Annotated in this window: 17 protein-coding genes; 7 read left to right on the top strand and 10 right to left on the bottom strand. The window is 36.2% G+C overall.

The window, feature by feature from the left end; all coding sequences use genetic code 11:
• Positions 1–71: 71 nt before the first annotated feature.
• From infC to bamD, 5 genes are all read right to left on the bottom strand, one after another.
• Complete coding sequence (gene infC, locus A4G16_RS06125) at positions 72–614, bottom strand: translation initiation factor IF-3 (RefSeq protein ID WP_165889911.1); 543 nt, start codon at positions 612–614, stop codon at positions 72–74.
• Between the two features lie 153 nt (positions 615–767).
• Positions 768–2,567: a DNA helicase RecQ gene (recQ, locus tag A4G16_RS06120; protein ID WP_165889141.1), complete on the bottom strand. Its 1,800-nt coding sequence runs from the start codon at positions 2,565–2,567 to the stop codon at positions 768–770.
• 75 nt (positions 2,568–2,642) lie between these two features.
• A complete protein-coding gene (cyaY, locus tag A4G16_RS06115; RefSeq protein ID WP_165889140.1) occupies positions 2,643–2,948 on the bottom strand; it encodes an iron donor protein CyaY in 306 nt (101 codons plus the stop codon).
• Positions 2,949–3,020: 72 nt separating this feature from the next.
• Complete coding sequence (gene tsaD / locus A4G16_RS06110) at positions 3,021–4,052, bottom strand: tRNA (adenosine(37)-N6)-threonylcarbamoyltransferase complex transferase subunit TsaD (RefSeq protein WP_165889139.1); 1,032 nt, start codon at positions 4,050–4,052, stop codon at positions 3,021–3,023.
• A gap of 78 nt (positions 4,053–4,130) precedes the next feature.
• On the bottom strand, positions 4,131–4,910 hold the full coding sequence (gene bamD / locus A4G16_RS06105; protein ID WP_165889138.1) for an outer membrane protein assembly factor BamD: 780 nt from the start codon (positions 4,908–4,910) through the stop codon (positions 4,131–4,133).
• Between the two features lie 138 nt (positions 4,911–5,048).
• On the opposite strand from bamD, the gene rluD reads away from it, so the two are divergent.
• The gene (rluD, locus tag A4G16_RS06100) at positions 5,049–6,026 is read left to right on the top strand and encodes a 23S rRNA pseudouridine(1911/1915/1917) synthase RluD (protein ID WP_042801196.1); all 978 of its coding nucleotides are present in this window, start codon (positions 5,049–5,051) and stop codon (positions 6,024–6,026) included.
• Positions 6,027–6,106: 80 nt separating this feature from the next.
• Positions 6,107–6,229, top strand: a complete 123-nt coding sequence (locus A4G16_RS06095) for an entericidin A/B family lipoprotein (RefSeq protein WP_032847392.1) — start codon at positions 6,107–6,109, stop codon at positions 6,227–6,229.
• 40 nt (positions 6,230–6,269) lie between these two features.
• On the opposite strand, the gene A4G16_RS06090 is transcribed toward A4G16_RS06095, so the two are convergent.
• From A4G16_RS06090 to A4G16_RS06080, 3 genes are all read right to left on the bottom strand, one after another.
• Positions 6,270–6,977 carry a YwiC-like family protein gene (locus A4G16_RS06090; protein ID WP_165889910.1) on the bottom strand — a complete coding sequence of 236 codons (708 nt, stop codon included), beginning with the start codon at positions 6,975–6,977 and terminating at the stop codon, positions 6,270–6,272.
• A 72-nt stretch (positions 6,978–7,049) separates the two neighbouring features.
• Positions 7,050–8,024 (bottom strand): 6-phosphofructokinase, encoded by a 975-nt coding sequence (pfkA, locus tag A4G16_RS06085; protein ID WP_027074258.1) that lies wholly within the window; start codon positions 8,022–8,024, stop codon positions 7,050–7,052.
• Positions 8,025–8,135: 111 nt separating this feature from the next.
• A complete protein-coding gene (locus tag A4G16_RS06080; RefSeq protein WP_165889137.1) occupies positions 8,136–9,332 on the bottom strand; it encodes an aminotransferase class V-fold PLP-dependent enzyme in 1,197 nt (398 codons plus the stop codon).
• Between the two features lie 755 nt (positions 9,333–10,087).
• Between A4G16_RS06080 and A4G16_RS06075 the strand changes: the two genes are divergently transcribed.
• From A4G16_RS06075 to A4G16_RS06055, 5 genes are all read left to right on the top strand, one after another.
• Complete coding sequence (locus tag A4G16_RS06075) at positions 10,088–10,441, top strand: hypothetical protein (protein ID WP_050436781.1); 354 nt, start codon at positions 10,088–10,090, stop codon at positions 10,439–10,441.
• An 11-nt stretch (positions 10,442–10,452) separates the two neighbouring features.
• Complete coding sequence (locus tag A4G16_RS06070; RefSeq protein ID WP_207951332.1) at positions 10,453–11,610, top strand: cupin domain-containing protein; 1,158 nt, start codon at positions 10,453–10,455, stop codon at positions 11,608–11,610.
• 664 nt (positions 11,611–12,274) lie between these two features.
• On the top strand, positions 12,275–12,502 hold the full coding sequence (locus A4G16_RS06065) for a hypothetical protein (protein ID WP_165889135.1): 228 nt from the start codon (positions 12,275–12,277) through the stop codon (positions 12,500–12,502).
• Positions 12,503–12,883: 381 nt separating this feature from the next.
• A complete protein-coding gene (locus A4G16_RS06060) occupies positions 12,884–14,140 on the top strand; it encodes an HlyD family secretion protein (RefSeq protein ID WP_165889134.1) in 1,257 nt (418 codons plus the stop codon).
• 3 nt (positions 14,141–14,143) lie between these two features.
• Positions 14,144–16,234 carry a peptidase domain-containing ABC transporter gene (locus tag A4G16_RS06055; RefSeq protein ID WP_165889133.1) on the top strand — a complete coding sequence of 697 codons (2,091 nt, stop codon included), beginning with the start codon at positions 14,144–14,146 and terminating at the stop codon, positions 16,232–16,234.
• Here the strand turns inward: A4G16_RS06055 and A4G16_RS06050 are convergent.
• Together A4G16_RS06050 and A4G16_RS06045 are read right to left on the bottom strand one after the other, a co-directional pair.
• Complete coding sequence (locus A4G16_RS06050; protein WP_165889132.1) at positions 16,231–16,908, bottom strand: thermonuclease family protein; 678 nt, start codon at positions 16,906–16,908, stop codon at positions 16,231–16,233. The two genes, A4G16_RS06055 and A4G16_RS06050, sit on opposite strands and share 4 nt — an antisense overlap.
• A gap of 58 nt (positions 16,909–16,966) precedes the next feature.
• Entirely contained in the window at positions 16,967–18,328 is a 1,362-nt protein-coding gene (locus tag A4G16_RS06045) for an alanine/glycine:cation symporter family protein (RefSeq protein WP_165889131.1), read from the bottom strand.
• Positions 18,329–18,348 lie beyond the last annotated feature (20 nt).

Genomic DNA, 18,348 nt, shown 5'->3' with positions numbered 1-18,348 from the left:
ATGCAAGTAGAAATGATGGATTATCCTGATAAAAAAGCACATAAAAATTATGTGCTTTATATGAGATCGGATTATTTTTTCTTAGGTGCGATAACCATTACCACTTGACGGCCTTCAAGTTTGCCTGGTGCGGACTCGATCATTGCGACTTCTGCTGTATCGGCTTTTACTCGCTCTAATACGTCCATACCAATTTCTTGGTGGGCCATTTCACGACCACGGAAACGCACGGTAATTTTTACTTTATCGCCGTCTTCCAAGAAACGCATGATACTGCGAAGCTTCACTTGATAATCGCCTTCATCAGTACCTGGACGGAATTTAATTTCCTTCACTTGGATAACTTTTTGTTTTTTCTTTTGCTCTTTTGCAGCTTTTTCTTTTTCGTAGATGAACTTACCATAGTTCATAATACGACAAACCGGTGGTTCAGCATTTGGGCTAATTTCAACTAAGTCTAACTCAGCTTCTTCAGCCTTTGCTAATGCTTCTTGAATTGATACGATACCAACTTGTTCACCATTTTCATCGGTTAGGCGAACTTCTTTCACGCCACGGATTTCATCATTAAGACGGTGGGCACGATTTGTCTGAACACGTTTTACAGGTTTAATAGTATAATTCCTTCTAGGTTGGTTAAAATCGAGTGCATAGCAGACGATATATATTGTTATAGTGCTCGTTTTTATCTGTATAGAAAACAGGTAAACGGGCGAATTTTATAGGATTTTCAAACTATATGCAATAATCAATGCTTAGTTTGCAGCCTATTTTCGGTTATTTTGATGTTCTTTGATTAAGGTCATAAAAGCCTCACCAAAACGCTCAAATTTCCTTTCACCAACACCGTTTATTTCTAGCATTTCTATTTTGCAGGTAGGCAAAAATTCTGCCATTTCTTGTAACGTCGCATCATTGAAAACAATATAGGGTGGAATATTTTCTTTATCCGCAATTTGTTTCCGTAGGAAGCGTAACCGAGCAAAGAGATCTTTATCATAACGTTGGCTGGTTTGTTTTTGAACGAATGCCGTAGCTGAAATACCTAAACGTGGTAATGCCAGTTGTAGAGGTTTCTCTCCACGTAAAAAGGCTCTGGCACTTTCTGTAAGTTGTAGTGCAGAGTGATTAGCAATATTTTGATAAATTAGCCCTAAGTGAATGAGCTGTCGAATCACATTCAACCAGTAATTTTGGCTTTGCTCTTTGCCGATACCGTAAACAGATAGGGTATCGTGATTATGTTCACGAATTTTAAGATTATTCATACCGCGCAATACAGCAATTACATGGTGTTGACCAAAAATTTGACCTGTACGATAGATCACAGACATGACTTTTTGCGCATCGAGTAAGCCATCATATTTCTGCGGAGGGTCTAAACAGATATCGCAGTTTTTACAAGCTTCTTGCTTATGCTCACCGAAATAGTTAAGTAGGACTAATCGGCGACAGGTTTGTGATTCAGCAAATGCTCCTATGGCTTGTAGTTTATGCTGTTTAATATTACGTTGTTCGCTTTCCGGTTCTTCCAGTAGTATTTTTTGTAGCCAAGCATAATCAGTTGGATCGTAGAAAAGAACGGCTTCTGAGGGTAAATCATCTCGCCCTGCTCGCCCTGTTTCTTGATAGTAAGATTCAATGGAGCGAGGTAAGTCAAAGTGCACTACAAAACGAACATTCGATTTATTTATTCCCATTCCAAAGGCAATGGTTGCCACTACAATTTGGATATTATCCCGCTGAAAGGCATTTTGTACTAATTCACGTTGTTCAAAATTCATACCGGCATGATAACCCATAACGCTAATTTTGCGTGCGGAGAGCTTCTCGGTAATCTCTTCGACTTTTTTACGACTATTACAGTAAATAATACCGCTTTTACCTTGCTGTTTATGGATAAACTGCACTAGCTGTTCTAACGGTTTGAATTTTTCTTGCACCGTATAGCGAATATTGGGGCGGTCAAAACTACCTAAATAAATATGTGGCTGTTGTAAGCGTAAATGGTGCAGAATGTCTGCCCGAGTTGTAGGATCTGCCGTGGCGGTTAAGGCCATTAACGGTACATTTGGAAAAGTATTACGTAATCTACCAAGTAAAGTATATTCGGGGCGGAAATCATGTCCCCATTGGGAAACGCAATGAGCTTCATCCACCGCAATAAAACTGATTTTACATAGTGAAATAAACTGAAAGAAGCCTTGCGTCATTACTTTTTCCGGTGAAAGATAAAGGAGTTTTAATTGTCCGGATAAGGCTTTTTGCTCGACTTGCTGCTGTTCTTCAATGCTTTGAGTTGAATTGAGATAAGCAGCTTCAATACCGTTAGTAATGAGCTGATCAACCTGATCTTTCATTAACGAAATCAGTGGTGAGATCACAAGGGTGATGCCTTCCAAGCAGAGGGCAGGCACTTGATAGCAAAGAGATTTTCCACCACCTGTCGTCATAATGACCAAGCAATCGCGCTTGTCCAAAACGGCATTAATGACTTCTTCTTGCCCATCTCGGAATTTTTGGTAACCAAAAACATTATTTAAAACAGAAATTGCAGTGGTATTCATTTGCTATATTGTTTGTGTAAAAAAACTCCCCTCTTTAAGTAAAGAGGGGTAGATGAGATCTAAGGGTGCTTAATATTAAAAAGAGATGTTTTCTCCATGTCTTTTAAAAGCTTCTTCTAAATGTTGCCAAAAACTATTGCCCTCTGCGGTTACCCATTCGCCATCAATATTTTTAAAGTGCAACCCGCCTAATTTGCTGGCAAGCCATAACTCCAACATTGCTTCTTGCTTATTGATGATAATTTGTGATTCGTCATCAAAGGTCAAAGTACAGACCGCTCCTTGAATTTCAGTATCAACTGATAAACCTTCTTCATCGATTTTTTCTTCAATTTGTTGCCATACTTGCTCTACGGCTTGGTGAAATTGTGCTGTGTTCATTTTATTCTCCAAAATATTTAGGGAACAAGCGGTTAGATTTGCAAAATATTTTACAAATTTGACCGCTTGCGATTATTTGATTGAGGGAAGTTCCGTCATTGTCCAGCGTGGTTTTACGCTTACGCTTAAGTCGGTTTGTTCGCCATTTTTTAAGCGTAAAAAGCCGGTATAGGCAATCATGGCTCCGTTATCGGTGCAAAATTGTGGGCGAGGGTAGAAAACTTCGCCTTTCAATTTTTTCATCATATCGGCAACATCTGCTCTTAATTGCTTATTTGCACTTACTCCACCTGCCATTACTAGCCGTTTATAACCGGTTTGCTCTAAAGCGCGCTTGCATTTGATTAAAATAGTATCGACAACAGCTTGTTGGAATGCATGAGCAATATCACAACGAGTTTGTTCATCTAGATCGCCATTTTCATTCAGATTCGCTTTAATGGTATTTGCAGCAAAGGTTTTCAAGCCGGAGAAGCTAAAATCTAAACCCGGGCGGTCAGTCATTGGACGTGGAAATTTAAAACGCTCAGGGGTACCTGATTCGGCAAGTTTTGACATTGCTACTCCTGCCGGATAGTCTAAACCCAATAGTTTTCCGGTTTTATCAAATGCTTCACCGGCAGCATCATCAATAGATTCCCCAAGCAATTCATATTGACCAATCCCATCAACTTTGACTAATTGAGTATGGCCACCGGAGATCAGTAATGCAACGAAAGGGAATTCGGGTGCATTTTCTTCAAGCATTGGGGCGAGTAAATGCCCTTCCATGTGATGAACACCAAGAGCCGGTACTTGCCATGCATAAGCAAGGGAGCGCGCTATGGTTGCTCCAACAAGTAAGGCACCAACTAATCCGGGCCCTGCGGTGTAGGCAATACCGTCAATATCAGTAGGGCTAAGCCCTGCTTCTTTTAAAGCCTCGTGAATTAAAGGTAGTGTTTTTCGGATATGATCACGAGAGGCAAGCTCCGGCACAACACCGCCATAATCTGCGTGCATATCAATTTGGCTATAGAGTTGATTGGCAACTAAGCCTTTTTTTTCATCATAAATTGCAACCCCTGTTTCATCACAAGAGGTTTCAATACCTAAAATTCGCATGATTTCCTTAAGTTAATTTTTAAATTAATGAGACTAAAAGGGGCGAATACTCGCCCCCTGAAATTATCTTATGCCTGATTAAAATTGCTCGCCGTATTTCGGTTTTTCAGGATTTGGTAAGGTTTTGTTTTCGTATTCTTGAATTAAAGCATCCGTTTTTTGCTCAGAGTCTTGAATTCCCATTTGCTTAAATGCTTCTTTTAAATATGGAAGTGCTTCTTTAGTAGCCATAGTATTTGGGTAGAAGCGTAACATTTCTTCAACTCGGTTTACGACGGCCACGTAGGCGTTACGTTTATCGTAGAATTTTACTGTTGATAATTCATGTTCAGCTAGGCGGTTGAATAAGTAGTTCATCCAGTTCTGGGCATCTTGAGCATATTGACTTTGAGGGTAGTGTTGCACGATAGTTTGGAAGTTACCGTAAGCATTACGGACGTTGTCAACAGCTCGAGAAGCTCGGTTTACGCCAAAGAAATCTTGAATAAAGTTATCACCTAAACGTGCGTTAGAAAGACCTGCTAAGTAGAATACATAATCCATGTTTGCTGAATTCGGGTAGGAGCGAGCAAAACGCTCTGCAGCATCTAAGGCTTTATAATATTCACCCACTTTATATTGTGCATAAATTAAACTTAATTGAGTCTGCTCCCCAATACCTGTATATTGACCACCTTTAGCACCCACAGCTTCTAAATAGCGAATGGCAGAGTTATAATCACCATCTTGTAAATAATTTTGGCCTTTGCTATAAAGATCTTGAACAGGGGATGTTTCAAGTTCTTTATTAGAACTCGAACAACCGGCGACCATAAGCCCTGCTAATACTAAAGCGGCAAGAGATTTAAATTTACGCATATGTTTTACCTATAAAAAGTGTCTGGAACAGAAAGTTCATGTACAATGTCCTCAGACTAAGAATAACTTATGAAGTTCATCTCTATTTTATATAACATCAAGCAAGTAAGCAAATGACTAATTAGGATTTATTATTTAATGACTCAACAAATGATTTTAAAAGCGGAAGTTACTGCAGATTTATTAGGGGCTCGTTTAGATCAGGCTCTCGCTCAGCTTTTTCCGGATTATTCCCGCTCACGCATTAAAGTTTGGATTGAAAGTGATTTAGTGAAAGTAAACGGTAATATTGTCAACAAAGCAAGAGAAAAAGTCTTTGGTGGAGAAAGTGTTGAAATTGCAGCTGAAATTGAGGAAGAAATCCGTTTTGAACCACAAGATATTCCATTAAATATTGTTTATGAAGACGATGATATTTTAGTGATTAACAAGCCAAAAGATTTAGTTGTTCATCCGGGAGCCGGCAATCCGGACGGCACAGTATTAAATGCGTTATTGCATTATTACCCACCGATTGCAGAAGTGCCGCGTGCGGGCATTGTTCATCGTTTAGATAAAGATACCACAGGCTTAATGGTGGTAGCGAAAAATATTCCTGCTCAAACCCATTTAGTTACAGCCTTGCAAAAACGTAGAATCACCCGTGAATATGAAGCGGTAGCAAGTGGCATTATGACCCAAGGTGGAAAGGTGGATGAACCGATGGCTCGTCATCCAACTAAACGCACTGCAATGGCAGTTCATCCGATGGGTAAACCTGCTGTAACACATTATCGTATTATGGAACGTTTCCGTAACTATACACGTTTACGTTTACGTTTAGAAACCGGACGTACTCATCAAATTCGTGTACACATGGCTCATATCGCTCATCCGTTGTTGGGGGATCAGCTTTATGGTGGCAGACCTCGTCCACCGAAAGGGGCAAGTGAAGAATTTTTAGCGGTATTACGTGGATTTCAACGTCAGGCATTGCATGCAACAATGCTCAGATTAGAACACCCAATTACAGGCGAGTTGATGGAATGGCACGCTCCGTTACCGGAAGATTTCGTCGAACTGATTCAAGCTTTAAAAGCAGATTATGAACTTTATAAAGATGAGTTAGATTATTAAAATTTAAAGTTGCATTTGATTTTCAAAGTTGTTATAGTCGAATCGTTTTCATAACTAACCAGAAAAAGAAGGAGTCTATTATGAAAAAATTAGTATTAGCAATTTTAGCAACAGCAACATTCTTAACTGCTTGCAATACTGTTGATGGTGTGGGTAAAGATGTTGAGAAAGCAGGTGAGAAAATCCAAAAAACTGCTCAGTAATTATTTAAAAAAGCCTCTGAATTTTCAGAGGCTTTTTTTCTTACCAAATTAAACTAATTAAAAAAATTAACACAATCGGAAATTCTAACATTCCAATCTGTTTTACATTCCACCCCAAGCCAGGCACAACAATTGCTCTGAATAATGCAATTAAATAAGCAAAAAAGACTGCTTGCATGGAGCATATAATATAAAGTATTGCCAATAATAAATGCGAGAGAATACTTATTTCCATATAAATTGGGTTGCGGCGTTCCCTCACCATACTTTTAACATAAAATGTGGTCGCGATAAAAAATAAGGTTGGATGGAGTAAAATTTCAAAATTATAGCTTTCGCTTACTAAATAGAAACTTGCCATGCCTATTACGCCAAAAATTAAAATACCGGCAATATCGTTGAATAAATTACGTTCATCTTTTTGTTTTGCATAATAAATTTGAGTCAGTCCAAGCGGTAGAATTATAACTAAAAATTGCAAAATAGTCGGTTTGGTATAAATCACTGGCAAGGCAAAAAGAAGGCTAAGCCCAAAATAGATTTTTGCCCATTTTTTATTACGCTCGGTGGGCTTTTTGCTAAATAGTGCCAGAAATGGGTAGGAGAACAGGTAAAGTGATAACCACGAAAGAACGAAAAAAATGTGCAAAGGGATAAACTGACTTTCTATGATGGCATAAATAAAGGGTAAAATTGCCATTGCTAATGCACCATGTTGGTTGGAAATTACAGGTTTATCTTGTAGCATCATACTTTCCTTCTGATTCGGATATCAATAAAAAAGGCGACTAAAACAGTCGCCTTTCAATTCTAAGAAAAGTTAGAATAATTTTCTAGAGGCTTCATACAATTCTTCTTTAAACGGACGACGCATATTATTAATTGCATCAATAATATCGTGGTGAACTAATTGTTCGTTTTGAATCCCTACACAGTGCCCGCCAAAACCTTGCAGTAATAATTCTACTGCATAAACACCCATACGAGAGGCTAGAATACGGTCGAACGCACAAGGCGAACCACCACGTTGAATGTGACCTAATACCGTTGCACGGGTTTCATTACCAAAGCGAGCTTCGATTTCTTTAGCAAGTGCATGTACATCGGTCATTAATTCGGTAATGGCAATGATTGAGTGACGTTTACCTTTATGGAAGCCTTCTTCGATACTTCTCATCAATGATTCTTTATCTAAGCCTTTTTCCGGCACGATAACGTATTCACAACCACCTGCTAAGGCAGCACTTAAGGTTAAATCACCACAATGGCGGCCCATAATTTCCACAATCGAAATACGTTGGTGAGAGCTTGAGGTATCACGTAAGCGGTCAATTGCATCTAATGCGGTTTCTAATGCCGTTTGATAACCGATGGTGTAGTCGGTTCCGACAATATCATTATCAATCGTGCCAGGAATACCAATGCACGGGTAGCCAAATTCTTCGGTTAATAATTTTGCGCCCATATAAGAGCCATCCCCACCGATAACAACTAGCGCGTCAATATGATATTTCTTCAATGTTTCAACACATTTTTTACGGACTTCAGGTCTTTTAAAATCAGGAAAGCGTGCAGAGCCTAAGAAAGTACCGCCACGATTGATGGTTTCTGACACAGAACGTCTATCAAGTGGGATGACTTTATCGTGATAAAGTCCGTAATAACCATCTTGGATACCGCAAACTTCTAAACCTTCATTTAATGCCGTACGCACAACGCCACGAATAGCCGCATTCATACCCGGAGCATCACCACCACTGGTTAATACTGCGATTTTTTTAATTTGTTTACTCATCTAAAAACACCTTGTTGATAAATTAAAGTTAAATTGAAAACTGGTGCAAAGGTTACAATATTCAGCCTTTTCGTTCTACTAAAAAATGCGTATTTTTTGATTTAATTCTAGCTATTCCCGTAAAATGGCTAAAGCAAAATCTAAAGCGTTGAAAAACTGTTCAATATCTTCTTGAGTATTATAATGAGCCAATGAGATTCGAAGTGTTCCGACCTCATCCAAGTAACGTAAATAAGGTTTGGCACAATGCTCACCGTAGCGAATGGCAATTTTACTTTGGGTTAAAAAGGCAGCAATATCAGCAGGGTGCTGATCTTTTATAATAAAGCTGATTGTCGGGGTGTTTTGCTGCCCGATAATTTGCAAATTTTGATAAGAATTTAACCGCTTGCGAGTCTGTTCTGCCAATTTATAAAGTTGTTGATTGAGTGCTTGAAAGTCTAATGTTTCCAACCATTCCAATACTTGGCTAAAGCCTATAATACCGGCTATATTCGGTGTGCCTGCTTCTAATCTATACGGGAGCTCTGCAAGGGTTAAACCTGTTTCTTCTGTGATGTTTTGTAACATTTTCCCGCCAAACACAAGCGGTTGAATTTGTTCTAAACTTTGCAATTTGCCCGTCAGTACCCCAACACCATTCGGACCATACATTTTATGGGCTGAAAATGCGTAGAAATCGGCATCTAGTTTCTGCACGTCCACTTGCTCCGAACAGACTGCTTGAGCAATATCCAACAGGATTTTCGCTGAAGAATGCTGGCGGATTATTGGAATTAAGGTTTCTACAGGCTGACGTACACCGCTCACATTTGAAACTAAATTTAATGCCACAATCTTGGTTTTGGGCGATAACACTTGCTTTAACGTTTCAGGTTCAATTTGATAATCTGCATTTAACGGCAAAACAATCAATTTGGCCTGCCTGCGTTCTGCCAACTGCTGCCAAGGAATAAAATTAGCATGGTGTTCTGCCACTGAAATCACGATTTCATCGTCTTTCTCAATTTGATGTTCTAATCCGTAGGCAACCAAGTTAATACTTTGAGTTGTACCACTTGTCCAAACCACAGCTTCACGCGCTTCCACATTAAAGCGTTTCATTACCAAATCACGAGCCAGTTCATATTGCTGAGTTTGCGGCAAATCATATTGACTGCGATGCACCGAACCGGCAGAAGCGTAAAATTCAGAGGTTGCTTGGATGAGCGCATTTGGTTTCAATGTTGTAGCCGCAGAGTCTAAATAAGTCCAGCCTTCAGCTTGGGTAAAAAAGGGAAAATGGGTACGAAATTGGGTGTTAGGCATAAGTTAATTCCTAAGATTTTTTTGAAAATTTAGTTACCAAGAAAGCACTTATTATAAAGAAATGTTTTGAGATAAGAAGCATTTCAAGAAACAAATAGACTTACTTTATTTTGTTGACTTTTTGTTAAATTGGTGTTAACTAATAAAATTATTTTTCATAAAGTCCATATAAAAAATACGGTCTATTTGGGTGTGAAAAATGAACTTACTAACGTATGAGAAGAATAAGATAACCTATATTTTAGAATGCTTTGAAATATATTCTATTCATTTTAACCTAAGGGAGGTTATATAAAATCTTATTTTTAAAAATACGAATAAAATCATAAATATGTTTTTGTTTTATATTTTTATATATTGTACGTCGTTAATAATATCATTATTTTTTAATGTGCATGTTGCTTATTTTTATTTTGGAATGTTGATTTTTATTTGCCGCTTTAATAAGTTGAAAATATTTATCCTTGATAAATAGATGTTTTGTTGAATTAATAATGTTTGTTTTAGGAAAAGTCATGAAAGAATTAGCAATTTTAATGTTAAACCTTTTTATTCACCTAGGGTTGATTATTGCTCCTTCCTATTTTGTTTTTTATTTTTTTCATAAAAAATCATTTTTAAAAGATAAAGGGTTTTTAATGGTGTTTCTATTTGTAATATTGATTTTTTTGTTTTTTTACATTGAGAAATTATTTTTGACTTATTTTAATATTTACCCAGTGATAATTTATTTTTAACGCAAAGGAGAATTAAAATTGAAAGATTTAACTATTAATGATTGTCAGCTTATTTATGGTGGATTTTCTGGATTAATACTAAGAGGAGCTTTAAAAGGAGCAGCAGCTGGCACAGCCTACTATGGAGCAAGTAATATTAGTAATCCAGAAAATATGACTTTTCAAGGAGCTTTGGGAGCCGCTGCTGGAGGAGCAGTAGGTGGGGGTATAGGTGCGAAATTTGGTTCTTGGGGGGCTTCTACGATAGGTGGTGTTGTTTCAGGAATATCTGATAATATAATTAAGAGTATGGGGGATGATATTCGAGGAAACAGTAATAATAAGTCAGGTTCAAACTATGATTGTGGTGATGGTACAGATTATCAAGGCTAGTGGAGATGAAAATGAAGATTCAATTTCCAATTTCTTATCAAGAATTTCGTGAAAATTATTTTGAGAAACAGCCTTTATTAATGAAAGGAGCAATAAAGCAACAAGATTTACTCTCTTGGAATGCTATCAATGAAGTATTACCTCGTTGTGATTTACTTTCTGAAGATGCAATTAAAGTAATGTATAAAGGAAAAAGAGTACATAAGAAAGATTATTTAGAAGAATATAATGATCTAGGTACTATTCGTTATAAATTTCAAGAAGAGCATTTGTATAACTTTTTAAGAGATGGTGCAACGTTAGTTGCTAATGGTATTGTTAATGAACCAAGTATTGATTGTTTCTCTCAAGAGATAGCTCAATTTACTGGCTGCCATATTTTTTCAAGTTTATATATTGCTTTTAATACTGAGCGGTCTTTTAAAAGTCATTGGGATAGTCGTGATATTTTTGCGGTGCAAATGCAAGGTAAAAAACGTTGGATTATTCATGCCCCAACTTTTAAAAATCCGTTATATATGCATCATAGTAAGGATATGCCTGAATATGCTCCTAATCTTGATGATGTTTATATGGACATTGTTCTTGAAGCTGGTGATATTCTTTATCTCCCTCGTGGTTGGTGGCACGATCCTATTCCGGTTGGTGAAGAAACAGTGCATTTAGCTGTAGGCATTTTCCCTGCTTATACTCATAACTATCTGACTTGGGTATCTCAAAATATGGTTGAGAAAGAAATTGCTCGAGCTTCTTTATCGCACTATGAATCAGATAAAGAGTTGATAGCACAGCTGGCAGAACAAACAGCAAAATATATTAAAGATAAAGAGAATTATCGCAAATTTATAGAGAATTTTTATGATCAGAAGCGGGTTGAAAAACCGCTTAATTTGGAAACTTTAGGAAATTATCAATATAATTCTATTTCGGAAAATCAAAAAATTTCATTTAAAACCAAAAATCACTACTTTGGTTATGAAGATAAGATAATTTCAAATGGATATGGTATTTCTCTTGACGAAGAGTTTGGAAATGTTATTAAATTTCTTAAACGGGGGCAGGAAGTTTCATTAAATGATATTTTAGAAAAAGTATCAGAAGATAAACGAGATAAAGTTTCTCAGCTTATTTGGCAGTTATCTTATATTGGCGTGCTAAAATTGAGTTAAGTATATGTTTATCCAGAGATAATTAGTTATTCTCTCATATCTTATTTTAGTCTTTATACGCTGATGATTTATTGTAAAATAGTCCTCTTTTGAGTATAAATGATATCTGTTTTTGTTGCTGGAGATTTTATCTGTTAGAAAATCGGTAAATTTAGATTTGAACCATTGTTTGAAACATTTATTAAAATGCAGAAAAGCAAATGCCTGATACATTGGATAGAATGAATAAGAATGTTAATAAAAATGGATTTGTAGTTTATTATGATTTAAACTAACTAGCCTAGAACATTCTTTTGGTATAGGTTAAGCTATGTATTGAAATTCCTTGTTTTGAATTTGCAATAATATGCTATGATATAGAATACATAAAAATCTTTGACAATTTAATTAGAGTATAATAGTTTGATAGAAAATGGAGATAAGCAAAAAATAGGAGTAACCTAAATATTCTTATATATATGTATATATGGTTTTGTTATGTATATAATTTATGTTGCATTTCTTAATTATTTATCCTATCTTTTAACAAAAAGCATAAATAAAATGTAAAAAGATGTGTTTTTTTTGATCTTTGTCAAGTTTTTTTTTGGTTGGGTTTTGTTACTATGCTCTTGCTGAAGCAATTCAGACTATTAGTTAAAAATAATTCAAAAGGAGTAATTTTATGAAAAATTTGAATCATTTAGAAATACTTGCTGTAAGTGGTGGTAGATTTAATTTCTCTGGTGGAGGGGGAAGAGGAAACTGGGGTACTCATATGAATATTAATGCTGGTTACACATTTAATCCAACAAAAAATATTTCAGTAACACCATCAGTTGATTTCCAAAAAGATAGATTTAGAGGTAACAAAATAACTGGTGGCGGTATTAATGTCAATATTAGATTTTAGATATACCTTATTACTATCGTTATTTCTTACTGCGTGTGCTAATCACTCACAAATGGGTCATAAAGATAGTCAATGCTATCATTCTTCTTATGGAGGGGCAACAACGAAAACAGCACTTCAAAAGGAGATTGAATACAATAGATGTTTAAGAGAAAATAAACCATATCTTATAAACATGTGATCAAAAATGTAGCCTTCTTTAATAGAAGGCTACTTATATTTAAGATATTATAAAATGTGAAAATTATTAAAATAACTTTTTTATAAATTATATTTTATTGTTTGGAATTTTTCAATGTATGGGTTTTATATTTTTTATAATAAAAATATAAATGCTATTTATATAATTTTAAAAAATATATTTAATTGCTATAAATTAATATGTTTAGACAAGAAGCTATTGAATACCAATCAAAGAAGTGGAAAAGCACTGCTGTACTATTTAGTCGAATTCCGTCATGGTTGATCTTTTTTGTCTCTTTATTTGTTTTTACTGCTTTTATTCTGTTTATTGTTTTTGGTAGTTACACCCGCCGTGAAAAAGTTGTGGGCGAACTGGTTATGCAAGCACACCCTATTATCCTTTCTGCCCCGAAATCAGGCTATATTTCTGAAAGTTATATTGAGGCCCATCAGCAAGTAAAAAAGGGCGATCCTCTATTTAAAATTACGTTAGATAGAATTACTCATAGCGGTAATATCAATGTTAATTCCATTCTTTCACTGAAATCCCAAATTTCTGCAATAGAAAAAGCGATTAGCGCTTTAGAGAAGAATAAAATAGAAAGCATAGCAAGCCTTGAAAAGCAGATTAAAAATAATAAGAAAATTTACCAAGATAAACAGACTTATTCTATTGAGATTGAAAAAAGTATGAGTGAATATGCTGATTTAGTTAAACGGTATGAAAAATTATTAAAAGTAGGGCACACAAATCATGATGAAGTGAATTTGCAGAAATCTCGCTATTTTCAGCAAAAATCCTTGTTCAATGAATTAAAGCAAGAATTAGTTCAGCTGCAATCTACAATATTGAATTTAGAAAGTGAAATGGAAAATAGAAAAACAGAGTTTAATAATCAAATTATTCGCTATGAGATGCAAAAAAGTGATTTATCTATTCGTTTAATGGAGTTTGAATCGGTAGCCGATATTATAGTGAATGCTTCACTAGATGGAAAAATTGAAAGTACGAATGTGACTGTTGGGCAAATTGTTAAAGAAAATGACCCGCTTGCACAAATTTTACCGAATAATAAAGGTAATTATCGATTGGTTATGTGGGTACCGAATAGTGCTATTTCCTTTATTAAAACAGGGGATGAAGTGAATATTCGCTACGAAGCATTTCCGTTTGAAAAATTTGGACAGTTTAAGGGAGAAATTAAAACGATTTCAACTTTGCCTGCTTCTTTGCAGGAATTAAGTTTCTATAAAAATCTACCCCCTAAGTTAGACCAGGGAATTCCTCTTTATAAGATTATCGTGGATATTGCTGATCAAAATGTGCAATATAATGATAAGACTCTCTATTTTATGAGTGGAATGAAAGCAGAAGCTACACTATTTTTAGAAAATCGGAAACTCTATGAATGGATGCTCTTTCCTATTTATCAGCTTCGTAAAAATATGGAGTAAATAATGAAAGGAATCGATCAGTTAAAATTTGGTTTTCTGCGTAAAATGCCGATGATTTTACAAACGGAAACGGCTGAATGTGGTTTAGCGTGTTTGGCAATGGTGCTAGGTTATTATGGAAAGAATACTAATTTATTTGAACTGCGCAGCCAATATGGTACCTCTTCCCACGGGATAAATCTGCAAACAATGATGTCGGTTGCCAAAGATTGTGGCTTAATTACTCGTGCCTTATCCCTAGAATTAGAGGAGGTTCCGCAGCTACGTTTACCTTGTATTCTGCATTGGGATTTTAATCATTTCGTTGTTTTAACTCAGGCAACAGAAAAATATTTCATTATTCACGATCCTGCATTCGGTAAACGAAAATTATCTAAAGCAGAATTTTCTAACCATTTTACCGGTGTCGCATTAGAAGTTTGGACGGAAGTAAAATTCGGGAAAACCCAAAATCAAAATACCATTAGCTTATATGAAACACTAAAACATATTTCCGGCATTAAAAGGGCATTAGTGAAAATTTTTGCCCTTTCGATGTTAATTGAATTGATTGCCTTGTTAATGCCGATTGGTACGCAATTAGTGATGGATCACGTTATGCAAGCAAAAGATCAATCATTATTATTGATTATTTGCATGGGTTTATTCCTATTTACGTTCTTCCGTACTGCAATCAGTCTATTTCGGGCTTGGATTTCGTTGAAAATGAGTTATTTAATTGATTTTCAATGGACAGCCAGTTTCTTTTCTCATCTATTAAAATTACCGCTAGATTTCTTCGAAAAGCGACAAGTTGGCGATATTCACTCTCGATTTAGCTCACTCAAAACGATTCAAAAAACCTTAACCTCCAGTATCGTTGCAACCATTATTGATACGATTATGATCATTAGTTTAATCATTATGATGGTGCTATATGGTGGTTGGTTGTTTTGGGTCGTACTTGCATTCTCCTTTATCTATTTTATATTAAGAATGATCACCTATTTGGTTTACCGTCAAATGAATGAAGAGCAAATTATTAAAGGTGCTAAAGCACATTCTCATTTTATGGAAACCTTATATGGTATTACAACGTTAAAATCATTAGGGTTAGAAAGTAAACGACAAGAGCAGTGGATGTCTTTAAATGCGGACGCATTTAATACTTCAATTAAAGTTACTAAATTCGATATGCTATTTTCAGGCATTCATACTTTTATTTCAACCATTGAGCAGATTTTAATTCTTTGGATTGGAGCAACGATGGTGATTGAAAATGTGATGACACTGGGTATGTTTGTTGCCTTTAATGCTTATCGTGGATCATTTTCTGCTCGAATGGGAAATTTAATTGATATTGTATTTAATCTTAAAATTTTATCATTACATCGGGAGCGTATTGCTGACATTGTTTTAAATGAAGTCGAAGATGAAACGAAATACCAAGAGATAATTATTGAAAATCATCAAGCCAATTTGGAAATAAAAGATCTCTGTTTTAAATATGATCCTTTTGCTAAACATGTGATTGAGCGTTTAAATTTAACCGTTAAAAGCGGTGAAAGTGTTGCTATTACGGCACCCTCCGGTTATGGAAAAACCACATTATTAAAACTGATCGCTGGTTTATTAAAACCGACTTCAGGCACTATCTTTTTTAACGGTGTTGATATTTACCAACTGGGATTAACACAATATTGTACTCAAATTGCTTGTGTATTACAGGAAGATAAATTCTTTTCCGGCTCTATTTTGGAAAATATTGTTAGTTTTGAAAGTAATTATAATCGGGAATGGGCAATTGAATGTGCAAAATTAGCCAATATTCACGATGATATTATGGCAATGCCGATGAATTATGAAACTTTATTAGGTGAATTGGGTAATAATTTATCTGGCGGCCAACGTCAGAGACTATTTATTGCCAGAGCTTTATATAAAAAGCCCCAAATTTTATTGATGGATGAAGCAACCAGCCATTTAGATGAATCTAATGAAAGTGTAGTGAATGAAGCAATTTCACAGCTTAAAATCACTCGTATTATTGTCGCACACAGGCAATCAACTATTCATTCGGCTGATAGAATAGTCGATTTAAATAAGCTAAATTAATTCCTATTTTGTTGGGCTTGGCGGTAAAGTTTGTTGCAAGGAATACCGTCATTATTGCCGTCTAACTCTTTCCAACCACATTGGCGGAAGTAGTACTGAGCCATTTTATAATTATCAATTTGGTTACAACTAAGTTTGGTTTGGCAGTTGATGGCATTGGAAATATTTGCAAAATTTTCTCTTTTTTTAACCGCTTGTGAGTGAGTTGGTTGGATATCACCTTTTCGCCATTCGGAGGGTGCAATAGGATTAGGAGCTTGCCATAGCCCTACTTTAGCCTTTTGGGCTTTATCTTGAGCTTGTTGGTAGCCAGCTTCTTTGCTATAGGCCCAAGCCATACCTTGTTGAATGAGAGTTAAATTGATATTTTTTCCGTTTTCATCATAGACAACTGCAAGCATACGTTGGTATCGGTCATAGCCGCTGATTTTTAGCGTAATATTCTTCTTAAAGACTAAATTTGCCAGAGCTTGTTTGGCTTTGGTTCCGTAAGGTTGGGTTTGTTCCGGTGCATCAATATGTTGTAGTCTGACTTTAAGAGAGGTTTTATTGATTAAGCAACTTAGTGTATCGCCATCGCTAATTCCTACTACTTTGCATTGAAGTGTGTGTTCAGCAGCGTAGCTGACTGATGCGGATAAAAACCAGAAAATAAGAGTGTAGAAATATTTCATAAAATAAAAATATAGGGTGTAAACACCCCATATTTTATCAGATTTTATCTGTTTTTGATTATTTGCCTTTTTTCAGTCTGCTAAAGAAATCTTTAGTTTCTGTCAGTATAACCTTACGTAATGCAATAAGTGCAATTAAATTTGGGAATGCCATTAATCCGTTGACAATATCGGCGATTGTCCAAATTGTGTCTAATTTTAAAAATGGTGCAGTAGCGATTAAGATAATAAATAGTAAGCGGTATAGCTTAATGTATTGAGTGCGACCACGGGTTAAATAGACAAAGCAGCGTTCTCCGTAATAACACCAGCCTAAAATTGTAGTGAAAGCGAAGAAAATCAAGCCAATGGTTACAATGACTGCACCAAATGAGCTATCTAAACCTTGGGTGAATGCGGTTGTTGTTAATGCCGCACCTTTTGCATCTCCCATCCAGGCCCCTGAAATCACGATAACAAGACCTGTCATAGTACAGACAATAATAGTATCTAAAAATGTACCGGTCATTGAAATCAAGCCTTGGCGTACAGGCTCTTTTGTTTGAGCTGCTGCAGCTGCAATAGGTGCAGAGCCTAAGCCTGATTCATTGGAAAAAATCCCCCGAGCAACACCGAGTTGAATGGCTTGCATAACGGTAAAACCAAATGCACCACCTAATGCAGCTTGTGGATCAAAGGCTGCATGAACAATAGTTACAACTGCTGCAGGCACTTTTTCCGCATTAAGTAAAATAACGCATAGTGAGGCTACTACATAACCAACCGCCATAAATGGCACTACGATAGTAGCAATTTTTGAGATACGTTTTACTCCGCCTAAAATAATAGCAGCAACAATTAAGGTCAAAATAATTGCAGTGAAGATAATAGGTACGTCAAAGGTTGCTTCCAATGCAGTAGTAATACCGTTTACTTGAGGAAAGGTGCCAATACCAAATAAAGCAACTAAAACACCGAAAAAAGCAAAAGCTTTGGCAAGCCAACGCCAATTTTTACCCATACCCAGTTCGATATAATACATTGGGCCTCCGGCAACAAAACCGGATTTGTCTTTAGTGCGGTATTTAATCGCAAGTAAGCCCTCTGCATATTTGGTTGCCATACCGAATAAGGCGATTAGCCACATCCAAAATAATGCACCGGGTCCACCCGAGTGAATTGCGGTCGCAACACCGACAATATTTCCGGTGCCGATAGTTGCGGCTAATGCAGTTGACAGGGCGGCAAAAGCAGAGATATCACCGGATTGGCCTTTGCCGGTTTCCGGCTTGAACATATAAACGAATGCTCGTCCAAGTTGGGTGAATTGAATGCCTTTTAATGCAAGTGTGAGGTATAGCCCTACACCTGAGATCAAAATAAGTAGGGGAGCGCCCCAAATAAAACTATTGATATGGCTTAAAATAGTGTCGATAGACATTTGAAAATTCCTCGTAAAAA

The sequence above is a fragment of the Mannheimia granulomatis genome, assembly GCF_011455695.1.
Classification (GTDB): domain Bacteria; phylum Pseudomonadota; class Gammaproteobacteria; order Enterobacterales; family Pasteurellaceae; genus Mannheimia; species Mannheimia granulomatis_A.
This window is presented reverse-complemented; position numbering and strand designations above follow the sequence as displayed.